The 13764-nt window shown below is 70.8% G+C and carries 9 protein-coding genes; 4 read left to right on the plus strand and 5 right to left on the minus strand.

Annotated features, from left to right (window positions below; all coding sequences use genetic code 11):
- Nucleotides 1-75 precede the first annotated feature (75 nt).
- On the minus strand, nt 76-1557 hold the full coding sequence (locus ABD208_RS15685; RefSeq protein ID WP_344104635.1) for a non-reducing end alpha-L-arabinofuranosidase family hydrolase: 1482 nt from the start codon (nt 1555-1557) through the stop codon (nt 76-78).
- Nucleotides 1558-1675: 118 nt separating this feature from the next.
- The gene (locus tag ABD208_RS15690; RefSeq protein ID WP_344104637.1) at nt 1676-3742 is read right to left on the minus strand and encodes a family 43 glycosylhydrolase; all 2067 of its coding nucleotides are present in this window, start codon (nt 3740-3742) and stop codon (nt 1676-1678) included.
- Between the two features lie 161 nt (nt 3743-3903).
- On the opposite strand from ABD208_RS15690, the gene arfB reads away from it, so the two are divergent.
- The gene (arfB, locus tag ABD208_RS15695) at nt 3904-4350 is read left to right on the plus strand and encodes an alternative ribosome rescue aminoacyl-tRNA hydrolase ArfB (RefSeq protein WP_344104639.1); all 447 of its coding nucleotides are present in this window, start codon (nt 3904-3906) and stop codon (nt 4348-4350) included.
- Between the two features lie 17 nt (nt 4351-4367).
- On the opposite strand, the gene ABD208_RS15700 is transcribed toward arfB, so the two are convergent.
- A complete protein-coding gene (locus ABD208_RS15700; protein WP_344104641.1) occupies nt 4368-5696 on the minus strand; it encodes a hypothetical protein in 1329 nt (442 codons plus the stop codon).
- A 105-nt stretch (nt 5697-5801) separates the two neighbouring features.
- Between ABD208_RS15700 and ABD208_RS15705 the strand changes: the two genes are divergently transcribed.
- A complete protein-coding gene (locus ABD208_RS15705; RefSeq protein WP_344104643.1) occupies nt 5802-6020 on the plus strand; it encodes a hypothetical protein in 219 nt (72 codons plus the stop codon).
- On the opposite strand, the gene ABD208_RS15710 is transcribed toward ABD208_RS15705, so the two are convergent.
- The gene (locus tag ABD208_RS15710; protein ID WP_344104644.1) at nt 6012-6848 is read right to left on the minus strand and encodes an SDR family NAD(P)-dependent oxidoreductase; all 837 of its coding nucleotides are present in this window, start codon (nt 6846-6848) and stop codon (nt 6012-6014) included. The two genes, ABD208_RS15705 and ABD208_RS15710, sit on opposite strands and share 9 nt — an antisense overlap.
- Before the next feature lie 88 nt (nt 6849-6936).
- Here ABD208_RS15710 and ABD208_RS15715 point away from each other — a divergent pair, with 88 nt between their 5' ends.
- Entirely contained in the window at nt 6937-7530 is a 594-nt protein-coding gene (locus tag ABD208_RS15715) for a TetR/AcrR family transcriptional regulator (protein ID WP_344104646.1), read from the plus strand.
- A gap of 142 nt (nt 7531-7672) precedes the next feature.
- A complete protein-coding gene (locus ABD208_RS15720; protein ID WP_344104649.1) occupies nt 7673-7897 on the plus strand; it encodes a tautomerase family protein in 225 nt (74 codons plus the stop codon).
- Between the two features lie 75 nt (nt 7898-7972).
- On the opposite strand, the gene ABD208_RS15725 is transcribed toward ABD208_RS15720, so the two are convergent.
- A complete protein-coding gene (locus tag ABD208_RS15725) occupies nt 7973-13696 on the minus strand; it encodes a LamG-like jellyroll fold domain-containing protein (RefSeq protein ID WP_344104651.1) in 5724 nt (1907 codons plus the stop codon).
- Between the last annotated feature and the right edge of the window lie 68 nt (nt 13697-13764).

The following is a 13764-nucleotide window of genomic DNA, read 5'->3' on the forward strand; positions in this document are numbered from 1 at the left end:
GACGGTGCCGGGGGTGCGGGACACGAAACGGCGGACCCGGTCGAACCGAGCCCGCCGTTCGTGGCCCGCCGCGCGTCAGCGCTGCAGGGTCAGCAGCCCCGGCCGGTAGGGCAGGAGGCCGTAGTCGCCCCCGGAGTTCGGGGAGCGGCCCTGGTAGAGCAGCTGGAGGTTGCAGGGGTCGATGGTGTTGGTCTGGTCCGCGCTGGTGCGGATCAGCTCACCGTGGCTGATGTCGTTGGTCCAGGTGGCGCCGCTGTTGGCCTTGCCCGCGAAGGGGTTGGACTCGGTGGCGGCCTGCGGGGTCCACGAACCGGAGAGGCTGGTGGCGGTGAACGAGCGGAAGTAGCGGCCGTTCGCGCCGATGGCCTCGACGATCATCAGGTACTTGTTCTGGTCCTTGAGCTTGTACACCTGGGGGGCCTCGAAGAGGTTGTTGGTGGTGTCGCTCATGATGGTGGTGTAGCTGGAGCCGAAGTTGCCCGGGAAGTTCCCGATCGGCATGCTGGCGCGGTAGATCTTGCCGTTGTCGCCGGCGAAGAACAGGTACATGTTCTGGCCGTCGCCGATGATGGTCTGGTCGATCGGTCCGGTGCCGGAGCCCGAGATGGAACCGGTGAACAGCGGCTGCGGGGCCGACCAGCCGTTGGGGTTGGTGGGGTCGTTCGAGGTGCGGTAGATGAACGGCCACGAGCCCCACTGGTAGGCCAGGACCCAGATGTTCTTCGGCGCGAAGTAGAACAGCGAGGGCGCCACGGTGGAGTTCGACATCGCGTTCTGCGAGGCCGAGCCGAGCTCGGAGAAGTTCGACACGAGGCCGAAGTTCATCGAGCCCCACGAGGTACCGAAGTCGTGGGTGGTCGCGTACACCAGGTGCCTGCCGTTGTACGGGGCGGTCGTGAAGTCCTTCAGCGACGCCCAGCCCGACCGCGGCTGCGCCAGCGCACCCGTGGAGCTCCACCGATAGCTCGACGGCAGATCACAGGTGCCGCCGGTCGGCGAGGGCGTCGGGGTGCCGCCCACCTTGACGAGCTGCCACTGCTGGTTGGAGCCGTTCCAGTCGGAGTACTGGACGATGTTCGCGCCGTCGGCGGTGGAGGCACCCTGCACCTCGACCGCCTTGCCGCTGTGGCGGGCGATCAGCTGGATGTAGCCGTCGATGTCCTGGATGCTGAACTGCTGGTTGGTCGAGTTGTTGTCGGTGTACTGGACGATCGCGGCGCCGTCGGCCGTGGACCGGCCGGAGACGTCCAGGACCTTGCCGGACAGACGCGACTTGAGCCGGTAGTAGCCGCTGCCCGAGTCGACGAACTGCCACTGCTGCTGGTTGCCGTCGTTGCGCGACCACTGGGCGATGCGCGCGCCGTCGTTCAGGCTGAGGTTGTAGACGTCCAGGGCCTTGGCGCTGTTGCGGTTGACCAGCACGTACCACGCCGTCGTGTCGATGGTCGCGGCCGAGGCCGCGGGCGCCGTCGCCACGACGCCCAGGGTGGCGACCAGGCCGGCCAGCAGCGCGGCCACCAGTCCCAGCCGAAGTCGGCTGGCGGGTCTCTTGCTCATGATGTTCCTTCCGGTGAAAAGGACGGCCGGAGATCCGGCCCGGACGATCTGCCACGGTGCAGTCGCCTCGTTCAAGGGGCGCCGCGGGCGGGCCACGACGCGGTAGGTGGGGGTTCTGCTACGGGGCGGTCAGGTCGAAGCGGCGCACGGTGACGGCACCGCCGAGCGAGCTGGTCGCGTAGTTGAAGATGCCGAAGCGGTAGCCCATGAAGAACTGCCAGGCGTTGCCCAGCGTGAAACCGGGTCCGAGCCGGGTGAACGTCACCCCGTCGGTGCTGTAGGAGAACGTGGCCTGGCGGCCGGTGCCCGGCCGGATGTCGGCGGTGGCCCGCAGCCAGATCCGGCCGCCGCTGACGGGGGCGCTCGCGACCTCGGTCCCGGTGCCGGTCGTGTTCCAGCTGCTGTCCATCGTCAGCCCGTTGGTCATCGAGACGCGGGTGACGCCGTTGTCGCGCCGGACGCCGATCCACGCCGAGGAGTCCCGCAGCATCGCCAGCCCCGCCCGGTCGCCGTCGCGCATCGTGCTGTAGTCGAGCTCGATCGTCGCGGTGGACGACGGGCCCTGGATGCGGTGGGTAAGGGTGTTGCGGGCGTTGTAGAGGTCGTTCGTCACGGTGGCGGTCTGCAGCCGCAGCCCGTTGTTCACCGTGAACCTGCTGGTGTCCGGGTTGTGGTTCCATTCCCAGCGGTGGCCGAGCGTGGGCCCGGCGAACGTGTCCGGGCCGATCATCGACGCCACGGTGCGCGACGTGGTGATGTTCGGTTTCGGGTAGGTCGTGCCCCAGGCGCCGTTGACGGTCTGCACGGTGGGCCAGCCGTTGCTCCAGGTGATCGGGGCGAGGGCCGGGACCCGGCCGCCGGGGTAGGCATCGACGAACGCCATGTAGTACCAGTCGCCGTTCTGGGTCTTGACGAGACCGCCCTGGTGCGGCACGCCGCCGCCCGAGATCGGACCCTGCATGTCGAGCAGCACCTGGCGCATCTCGTACGGCCCGAACGGGGAGGTGGACCGCAGCACGTACTGCCCGTTGGCCGGCCGCGTCAGCCAGATGTAGTAGTAGCCGTCCTTCTTGTAGAACCGGGCGCCCTCGAGGGTGCCGACGCTCGACGGCGTGCTGAAGACCTGCTGGCTGCGGACCTGGCTGAACCCGTCCGACGAGAGCTCGGCCACGTGGATCGTGCCGTTGCCGTAGGCGACGTACATCTTGTCGTTGTCGTCGACGAGCAGCCCGGCGTCGTAGTAGCAGCCGGGGATCTCGGCGCGCTTGGTCCAGGTGCCGTCGACCGCCGACGCGGTGTAGACGTACGTGCGGTTGAACTCGATGCAACCGATCCAGTAGTACGTCTTGTTGCTGGGCCGGTAGTTGAGGGTGGAGGCCCAGATCCCCTTGACGTAGGCGCGTCCGCCGCTGAGGTCGTACCGGCTCGACCCGAAGTCGAGCTTCGGAACGGAGTGGCCGGCGTACTCCCAGTTGACGAGGTCGTACGAGCGCAGGATCGGGGCGCCCGGGGAGTAGTGCATCGTGGAGGCGGAGTAGTAGTAGGCGTCGTCGACCCGGATGATGTCGCCGTCCGCGAAGTCCTGCCACACCACGGGGTTGGTGTAGCTCCCGGTGCCCGGATCCGTCCCGCCGCCCACCTTGACGAGCTGCCACTGCTGGTTGGAGCCGTTCCAGTCGGAGTACTGCACGATGTTCCCGCCGTCGGCCGTGGAGGCGTTCTGGACCTCGACGGCCTTGCCGCTGTGGCGGGCGATCAGCTGGATGTGACCGTCGACGTCCTGGACGCTGAACTGCTGGTTGGTCGAGTTGTTGTCGGTCCACTGGACGATCGCGGCGCCGTCGGCGGTGGACCGTCCGGAGACGTCCAGCACCTTGCCGGAGTGCCGCGACTTGAGCCGGTAGTAGCCGCCGCCGGAGTCGACGAACTGCCACTGCTGCTGGTTGCCGTCGTTGCGCGACCACTGCGTGATCCGGGCACCGTCGTTGGTGGCGAGGTTGTAGACGTCCAGGGCCTTGCCGCTGTTGCGGTTGACCAGCACGTAGTACGCCGTGGTGTCGATGGTCGCCGCCGCGGCCGGGGGAACCGGAGCGAGCGCCAGGGTGGCGCCGACGGCGACGGAGGCGGCAGCGGCAACGAGCGCGATGGTGCGACGACCGAACCGGCCGGGTCCTCGGGAAGGCATCGTTGACTTCCTCCTGTCATGTGAGCGCTAACATTTCTCCTAGAGTGCCCCGCGCGTGCCCGTTCCGCAATGGACGGGAGACGGCCGAAACGCTTAAGTTTTATCGATATTCTGGTGGACGGGCGAGGGCACCCGTACCGTCGATGGCGGACCATGGGTTCATGCCCTCCCCCGATCGCCCCGGTCTCGCCGTCACTCCTGCGCTGACGATCCCGCGGGCGGAGCTCCAGCAGCGCTTCTCGCGCTCCTCCGGCCCCGGGGGACAGGGTGTGAACACGACGGACTCGCGTGTCGAGCTGTCCTGGGACATCGCCCGGTCCGCCGTCCTGAGCGACCGGCAGCGCGCCCGGCTCCTCGAGCGGCTCGCGAACCGCCTGGCCGACGGCGTGCTCACCGTCGTGGCCGCGGAGCACCGCGAACAGCGCCGCAACCGTGACGCCGCGGCCCGGCGCCTGGCGACCCTGATCGCCGACGCCCTGTCCCCCGACCCGCCGAGCCGCCGCCCCACGCGCGCCACCCGCGGCTCGCACCAGCGGCGCCTCACCGCCAAGAAACAACGCTCGGAGACGAAGCGCCTCCGCACGTCAAAGCCGAAACGCGACGACTGAGCATCTGCCGGTGCCGTTCAGTCGTCGTAGTTTCCGAACCAGGCAAGAAACAAGGTCAACACCATCCACAGCGCCCCTGCAAGAACTGGGGCAAGGACGACGCTTCGCACGTCGTGGTCCCATGCGCTGGAGCTTCGGAGCAGAGAGACGACGGCTAGGGTTGCAGTGATGGCAAGCAGACCGCCGTCAGCCAGTACCGCGAAACCCTGTACAGCGACAGCCATCTCGTGTCTCACGCCGGCGGGGAACCACAGGACCGGAACCGTTCCGTCACCAGCGGCGGGCCATACTCCAGCCAAAGTCTCGTAAAAAACTGGGTCCAGCGACGCCGCCAGCAGCAACAGCCCGACACCGGCGCCGATGCCCGCAGCAGTGTCCAGGCAACTCCCCCGCCCCGCCCCAGCTCGCCACGCGGTGAATACAGGCCCGAGGGACATCCGGCCTGCATTGTGGGCCAGCGACCACGCATACCCGAGCACCACGATCCCGAAAAGGAACGCCGCCACGGCTAGCACGAAACCCCATGCGAGCAGAACAACGCCAACCCCCACCGCGCCGAGGACGAGGACGAGGACGGTCCTGCTCCCCGTCGCATCGACCAACGCCACGTGAGCGGCAAGCCAGGCGGCGTACAGCCCGGTCAGCACCGCAGCCACCGCCCGCGGATGCGCCTGCACGAACTCCGCAATCTCAGGAACAATCAGCCACAAGGCGCACAGCCCGAGTGTCCCGGCTTCTGCCAGCACCACACCCACACGCACCTGCGCCGCCATGAAAAAGTAGGTCGCCTGAATGCCCAGCACGATAGTCCCGTACACCATCAGGGCCAGTCCCGGATGAGCCACCACGAACTCCCATACCTGAACCGCAAACCACCCGAACCACGCTGCGCCGGGCACGAGCGCCAGCCCCAGCATGCTCCCGCGGACCGCTGTGGCTACTGGCCGCACCGACCTGACCCGCAGCGACCGGACACCGGCCGCGACCCACAGCACAGGCAGCGCCGCGAGCCCGACAGCGATTAGAACATCCCCGAGCGGCGAGTCGCTCCCGGCCCCGGCCGCCGCCGCCAGATTCTTCGCCAGACCGCCCAGCCATTCAAGCACTCCACGCGCGAACTCAGGCATTCCTGGCAGGACCGTTGCGGCACCGAAGACCCCTGGCAGCGTCGCCATCACGTAAACCAGTCCGAGCGACCTCAGGACGACACCGATCACCCACGCCCAGAAAACGCCTCTAAAGCCCCCATCTTGATACGAACTGGCAAGTTCTTCAGGCACATACCTGTTCGCCTCGAGTTCGTCCATGTCTACAACACAGTCATCGTCGCCGATGCGGCCGGGCACGGTCGGTCCTTATCGCTGGTCTGGGTGAAATCAGGACAAGGAGATCATCCCGGGGCCGATCATCTCACTTCCTAAGAAGCGCCGCACGCTTACAGTCGCCTTGCAATGATTCAATTGACCATCCACGCGACCGCTGACACGCTTGCCCGCGTGCGAGCGCTGCGGATCGAGCCGGTGATCGAGGTTCTCGGTGACGCCGAGTTCGACCTGTGGCCCGTCGTCGGGCAGGACGGATTCTGGTACCAGACGCTGCACGGCCCCGCCCGTGCTCACGAACCCTCCGACGCCGTCGCCCGCGCCCTGGAAACCGACGGGTCAGCCTGACCACGAGACGCGAGGCCGCGCTTCCGCGGCGCGGCGGGCCGGGTCCGTGATGCGGTGCATCATCGTGACCGCCGTGCGGCGGGGCAGGAGGCGGGCGGCGGCGGCGCCGGCCCGGTTGGCGGGGCCGTCGACGACGCTCGGGCCCGGGCGGCGTCGGGCCAGGTGGGTCATCGCGGTCGCGACGACGTCGTCCGGCGTGCGCATGCGGGCGCCCGCGGTGGCGTCGTCCGTGCCGACGACGGCGTTGAACTCCGTGCTGGTCGCGCCCGGCGAGAGGGCGAAGACCGTGGCGCCCGTGTCCCGGAGCTCCGCCCAGAGCGACTCGGTGAAGCTCAGGACGAAGGCCTTGGCGGCGCCGTAGACCGCCATGCGGGGCGTGGGGGCGTAGGCCGCCATGCTCGCGACGTTGATCAGGAAGCCGCGCGCCTCCACGATGCCGGGCAGGAACGCGTGGCTGAGCTGGACCGGGGCCGAGACGTCCACGGCGATCTCCTGCGTCAGGCGCTCCGGGTCCTCGTCGCGAAACTCGCCGAACGTGCCGAAACCGGCGTTGTTGATCAGGCTCGTCGCGGTGACGCCCGCCTCGGCGAGGGCGGCCTTCAGCTCGGCGGCGGCCGTCGGGGCGGACAGGTCCAGGGGAACCGTCGTCACGGTGATCGCCCGCCCCTCCCTGAGCTCGGCCGCCAGGCGATCGAGACGCTCGCGCCGGCGGGCCACGAGCACGAGGTTCGCGCCCCGGCTCGCGAGCGCCCGGGCGAACGCGGCCCCGATGCCGGAGCTGGCGCCGGTGACGATGACGGTCTGGCTGCTGAAGTCGTGGCGAGGCATGCGAACTCCTGACGTAGGAACCTGTGCGTGCACGCTATGCCCGTGTGGCACCGAGTGTCAATCAGGCGTCCGGTGTAGGCTCATCGGCATGCCCGACGACGACGGACTCTGGAAGCGCTCGCGACGTGCCGTCTACGCGGAGATCACGCGGGTCGCCATGGAGCTCTTCCTGGACCAGGGGTTCGAGGAGACGACGATCGACCAGATCGCGTCCACGGCCGGGATCTCGCGGCGGTCGTTCTTCCGCTACTTCGGCACCAAGGAGGACATCGTCCTCGGCGACCTCGTCGACCAGGGCTCCCTGGCGCGCGAGGCGCTCGAGGCGATCCCTCTGTCGGTGCCGCCGTGGCAGGCGCTCCAGGACGCGCTGTGGCAGGTCGACCAGCGCACCGACCAGGCCGTCATGCTGGAGGTCGCGAAGATGATGTACGGGACGCCCTCGCTCCGCGCCCGCAGCATCGAGAAGCACCTGCGCTGGCAGGAACAGCTCGTCCCCAACATCCGCCTGCGGCTCGGTGCCGATCCCGGCGACGCGAGCGATCCGGCCGCCGACGCCATCGTGGCCACCGCCATCACGTGCCTCGACGTCGCCGGCCAGATCTGGGTACGCGGCGACGGGAAAGACGACCTCAAGGAGCTGTACCGGCGCGCGGTCGACTCCGTGCGCTCCCCGGGAACCTGATACTCAGGCGGGCACCACCGATCCAGCCGACCCCAGGGCATGGACGTGGCGCCGCCGCGCCCGTAGTGTGTTCATGTCACTGAATACAGGTCGCATCCGTGAACTACGAGGTTCGCGGGAGCGGCAACCCGGAGGGAAGCCCATGCCCAACATCACCGTCGAGCTGCTGCGCGGCCGGACCGTCGAGCAGCGTCGCGAGTTCGCCAAGGCCGTGGCCGACAGCGCCGTCGAGATCCTCGGAGCCCGCCGCCAGGACGTCCGGATGGTCTTCCAGGAGATCACCCCCGACATCGTCGCCAACGGCGGCGTGCTCGCCAGCGAGGACGACAGCCGCGCCGGCGTGGTCGCGGCGCTCGCCGACAACTGAGCGGTACCCAGGCAGCGCCGTCGGCCCGGAGGACGCATCCTCCGGGCCGACGGCGCTCTCACTCCCCCGGGCCGGCTACGTGACCTTGACCGTCACCTTCGTCTCGGCCGCGAGCGCCAGCTCGCTCCCGAGGTACGACGCCGTCACCGTGAGCCCGCCCTTCTTCGGCGCCGGCACCGCGAACCGCACCCGGCCGTCCTCGACGGTCCCGAGCTGGGTCGGCCCGCCCTGCACCGCGAGCCGCACCTGCCCGGAGACCGGGACGTCGTTCGCGGCCGCGAGCGCCACCTCCACCACGGCCTGCCGCCCCGAGCGTGCGGCGGTGATCTCCATGGTCGGCACCACCTTCTCCACGACGAACCGCACCGTGGACGACGACGCCCGGTGGTCGGCGTCGCCCAGGTACCGGAGGGTCAGGTCGTGGGTCCCCGGCCGGAGCGACCGGGCGGGCACCACGAGGGTCCCTCGCCCGTCGGCGACCGTGGCCCGCACGGCGAGCTCTCCGCCGTCGCTCAGCTCGACCTCGCCGGTCGCGGTGCCGGGCGACACCGCCACGGACACGCTGCCCGCTGTCCCGTACGTGACCGGCAGGGAAACCCCCGCCACCGCCGTCACGGCGGGTGACCGCACGGTGATCGTCACGGTCGCGGGCTCCGAACGGCTCTGCCCGTCGTCGGCCCGGTAGGTGAACACGTCCTTGCCGGAGAACCCGGCGTCGGAGGTGTAGGTGAAGGATCCGTCCGCCGCCAGGGTGACCGTCCCGTTGGCGGGCTGGGTCACCCCGGTCGCGGTCAGGACGTTGCCGTCCGCATCGGTGTCGTTGGTCAGGACGCCGGGCGCCGGCAGCGTCAGCGGCTCCCCGCCCACGGCCGACCACGCGTCGTCCCGCGCCACCGGGGCGGTGTTGACGGGCTGCTGCGCCTCCTCCACGGTGATCCGCACGGTCGTGTCCGACGACGTCGCGGCGCCGTCGGACACCTTGTAGGTGAAGGTGTCCAGGCCGGAGAACCCGGCGTCGGGCGTGTACGTGAACGACCCGTCGGCGTGCAGGACGACGTCGCCGTGGGCCGGCTGCACCGCCCCGGTCGCCGTCAGGTCGTCCCCGTCCGCGTCGGTGTCGTTGGCCAGCACACCCGGCGCGGCCACGGTCAGCGGCTCGCCCTCCACGGTGCCGTAGGCGTCGGCGGCCCCTACCGGCGCCGCGTTCACCGCCGTCCCCGCGGCCAGCTCGCCCACCTGCTCGGCGGTGAGCTCGTACCCGAACATCCGGAAGTCGTCGACCATCCCGTCCCAGCGGGCGTCGGGCCAGCTCGTCCCGCCGATGAGGTTGGCCGTGGTCCGGCCGTCCACCCCGATGTCGCCGATGTCGAGGGTGAAGTCGTTCCGGGTGGCCTGGAGCACGCCGTCGAAGTAGATCTTCCCGACGGAGCCGCTCTGCGTGAACACGACGTGCGTCCACTGGTTCAGCGGCAGATCCTTGCCCTGGCCGAGGACCAGGCGCTCCTGCGCGCTGCCCGGTGTCCCCGGCGCCTTGAACGTCGCCGCGAAGCCGGTGGCGCCGCTGGTCTGGGTGTTGGACTGGAGCAGGAAGAACGTGTCCGTGCTGCTGCCGATCTGCAGCAGCGGCACCCAGGTGGGCAGGCTGTCCGGCCGGGCCCACAGCGAGACGCTGAACTGGTCGTCCATGCCCGCCTCGACGTCGTCGGGCAGCTCGGCCTGGTTGCCCGTGCCGGCCGCCCCGCCGGGGAGGTGCAGCGCGGACCCGAACCGGCCGTCCGGTGTCCAGCCGGCCGCCCCGGTGAGCGTGGCCGCCCCGATGGAGCCGTCCAGCCCGGTGTTGGCCGCCGTCGTGCCCTGGCCCTCGTCGAAGGTGTAGTGGACCGGCGTCCCCTCGCCGGGCGGCGGCCGCTCGACGGTGTGCCGCACCGTGTGCTCCGAGTCCCGCCAGCCGTCGTCGGCGAGGAAGCGAACCGTGACCTCGTGCTCCCCCGGGGAGAGCGCGACGCCGGTGAACCGCGCCGCCCCGTCGGCGACGTCGGCCTGGCCGCCGACGCGTGAGCCGTCGGCCCACAGCTCGGCGACGCCCGACGGCGCCGGGCCCGTCGCGGCCGAGACCGCGGCGGAGACCGTGACGGGTTCGCCGAACGGCGACGGGGAGCCCGGCGTGACCGTGACCGCGGTGGTCGTGGCGAGCGCCGTCCCGTCGGCGTGCAGCGCCGCGATGTCCGCGTCGCCGAGCGCGGTGGTGTAGAGCCGCACGTCGTCCATCAGGCCGTCGAAGGCCGGATCCGGGAACCCGTTGCGCCCCAGCCAGTTGTCCGACGTCGGCCCGACGTCCGCCATGTCGATCGTCAGGTCGGAGCGGGACGCGATCGGCCTGCCGTCGAGGTAGAGCGTGCCGGTCGCACCCTGCCGCGTGAACGCGACGTGGTTCCACCGGCCCGTCGTCACGTCCTGGGCGGGCGTGGCGTAGACGCGTTCCTGCAGCGCGGCGCCCTTGGCCTTGAACGTGGCCGCGAGCCCGGTCGCGCCCGCGGCGTTGGTCCGCATCTGGAGCTGGAAGAAGCTGCCCGCGTCCCCCGTCCCGTCCCCGAGGTGGAGCAGGCCGGTCCAGTCGGTCAGCGTGTCGGGCCGCACCCAGAACGAGGTGGTGAAGTCCGTCTCGCCCTGGAGCAGGTTGTCGGGGAGGTCGACGGCGTTCGCGTTGCTCCCGCCGGGCAGGTCGAGGGCGTGTCCGACGACGCCGTCCTCGCTCCACCCGGTCGCGCCCGTGAGGGTGGCGTGCCCGGCCGACAGGTCCGTCCCGCTGTTCTCCGTTCTCGTGCCGGTGCCCTCGTCGAGCTCGTAGTGCACGGCGACGTCCGACGTGCCGGGGTCGGAGCTGACCACGACGAGGTCGTCGACCATCACCCCCGCGCCGGAGTCCCCGGCGGAGATCATGAGGTCCTGCGAGCGGGCGCCCGCGACGAAGGTGCCGGCGTACGTGCCGAACTTCGTCTGCGACGACAGGTCCGCCCCGGCGCTCAGCGTCGTGGACAGGTCGCCGACCGAGAGCCGCGCCGTTCCGGGTGCGGTGCCGGACGACCGGCTGTCGCGGGCGTAGCGGAGCGAGATCCGGTACTCCCGGCCCGGGTCGAGCCCCTTGACCGTGCGGGTCAGGCTGCCCTGCGCCCCCACGCCGAGGTGATAGCCGGTCGCGCCGAGGCCGCCCTGGCTCGCGGCGGCCGCCCGGACGAGCTGGACGGCGTCGTCCACCTCCCACGGGGACATGCGGCCGTCGCCCGGCGCGACGTCCACGACCGCCGGCGGGTTGGCCGACCGCCACTCGGCCGGGATGCGCGGGTACTCGAACTGGTCCACCAGGTGCGGGGTGCGGGCGTCCGTCTCGACCGTGGGGTCGATCTCGACGATGTCGGCGACCGACGGCGTGCCGTCCTCGTCGAACACGAACAGCATGTACGCGCCGGGCGGGGCGTAGGTGCCGTCGGCCGGGGTCTCGATCCGCAGCGTGCCGCCGTCCTGCACGAACGCGAGGTCCTGGAAGTTCTGGTCGTTGTTGAAACCGTGCGTCACCGAGCCGTTGCGGACCAGCGTGACGCGGGAGACGGGGCCGTCCGCCTGGACGTCGAACGTGCCGTCGTAGCCGACCTTCCTCGGGACGCCCGAGACCTGCGGGCGCACCGCGGGCTCGTCGCCGTCGAACAGGTAGGCCGGGGAGTAGAACTCCACGTCCGTGTAGTTGCGCGGGCCCGGCGTGCCGCCGCCGCCCACCATCACGCGGCCGTCCGGCAGGAGCAGGGCCGTGGAGTGGTAGAGGCGGGCGTGCTCGTAGGGCACGTCGACGGCGGTCCACTCGCCGGTGTCCGGGTCCCAGATCTCGGCGGTGGTGACGTAACCGCCGTTGCCGTTGTTGTCGCGCGCGCCGCCGGTGACGATGACGTCGCCGTCGGGCAGCACGGTGGAGGTGGCCCAGTGCCGGGCGTACCGCATCGGGCGGGTCCGCTCGACGACGGGCGACGCCGTACCGCCGGTGATGTCGACCGTGAAACCGGCGCGGGCGCCGTCCGGGCCGCCGCCGTTGGCCCACCAGCCGCCGCCCACCTGCAGGATCTTGCCGGGACGGTACATCGTCGCCGTCGAGGTGGCGCCCACAGGGTTACCGAGGGTGCCCTGGTTCGCGACGTCGTCGGGCAGCCTGCCGCGCAGCGTCACGCTGCCGTCGCCCGACGGGTCGAGCTCGAACATCTGCGTGCCGGTGATCGTGAAGACGTTGCCGTTGCCCGGCGCGACGAACGCGCGCGGGTACCACCAGCGGTTCTCGTCGGGGCCGAGGTCTCCCCCGCCGTCGCCCCAGGCCGCGGCGCTGGTGGCGCCGTCCAGGAGGCGCCACGAGCTGCCCTCGTCGGGGGTGTAGAGCTCCGGGGTGAGCACGCCCGGGCCGCCGGGGCCGCCCTCGAGGCTGCCGCCCTGGACCACGATCGAGCCGTCGGGGAGCGTGGTGCCCGTGGGATACCAGCGGGGGTGGTTCAGCGGGGCCTCGGTGCGCAGGCCCTGGTTGGTCGTGTAGCTGGTGACGCCGATGGCGGCGTCGTTGGGCGCGTTGCCGCCCAGACCGTCGTCGCCGCCGACGGTCATCGTGGCGTGCTTGTGCGGCATCTGGACCTGCATCGAGCAGAACAGGTCGGTGTACGTGGAGTTCTCGACGATCCCCGAGCGGACGTTGGCCACGGTCCGGGGCTCGGCCGGGTCCCAGACGTCGGTCTCCATCTGGCCGCCCTGGGTGACGCACGAGTTGCCGCCGAAGTCGTACGGCGTGGCGTCGGTGCAGCCCGAGGAGACGCTGCCGAAGCTCTGGACGCGGCCGTCGGACGTCAGGGCCGCGTTGATCGGGACCAGCGGCCACGGCGTGACACCGCTCCACGAGCCGTGCTCGGCCTTGTCCGGCGGGGAGCAGTCGGCGGGCAGCAGGCCGGCCGCGTACGCGAGGCCGTTCTTCAGCTGGGTGCGGATCGGGGCCTCGGAGTAGGCGGTGCCCTCGTGGCCCATGCCGGTGTACCAGGAGCGGCCCGCGTCGATCTCCTGGCACCAGGTGATCGGGTGGCTGGTGCCGTTGCGGCCCATGCCGTAGGAGGTCTCGTCGGCCTCCAGCAGCGTGCGGACGTTCGGGGCCGGGTTGACGACCCAGTCGTACCACTCGTCGCTGCGGGTGAAGTCGGCGGGCAGGCCCTGGGTGAGCGGGTGCGCGGTGTCCTTGACCACGACCCGGCCCGGGCGGACCGCCGGGTTCTCGGGGTGACCCTCCGAGACCGCGCCGACGAGCCGGGCGTAGAACGGGTTGACGTCGTGCTCGCTCTGGCCGACCGACCAGCCCGCGTAGTGCATGCCGAGGTAGCCGCCACCTGCGCGGATGTACGCCTCCAGCGCCGCGCGCTGGTTCGCGTCGAAGAGGATGCCGCCGGTCTGGGCGAAGACGACGGCGTCCTTCGTGGCCAGGTTCGCCGTGGTGAAGGCGCCGGCGTCCTCGGTCTCCTGGATCTCGACCGGCTGGGAGTACTGGGTGCCGAGCTGCGTGGCGAGGTCGCGCACGGCCTCGCGGGCCTGGACGTGGGAGGCGTGGAAGTTGGGCTTGTAGAAGAGCAGGACCCGCAGGACGCCGTCGTCGGCCGCGGCCGCCTGCGCGGGCAGCGCGGCGGCGGGGAGGGGAACCGCGATCGTCAGGGCGGCCAGCACGGCCACCAGGCGGGTCCGGGAGAAGCGGCGCGCGGGGCGCCTCCGGTCTGGTCTGCGCAACAGGTTCATCGTTGAATCCCTTTTCGCATGTGGTTCTTGAGGTGTCTTGCGGGCGCGCCCGCGCAGGCCCGGCCGCC

Source organism: Myceligenerans crystallogenes (assembly GCF_039529775.1).
Taxonomy (GTDB): Bacteria; Actinomycetota; Actinomycetes; order Actinomycetales; family Cellulomonadaceae; genus Myceligenerans; species Myceligenerans crystallogenes.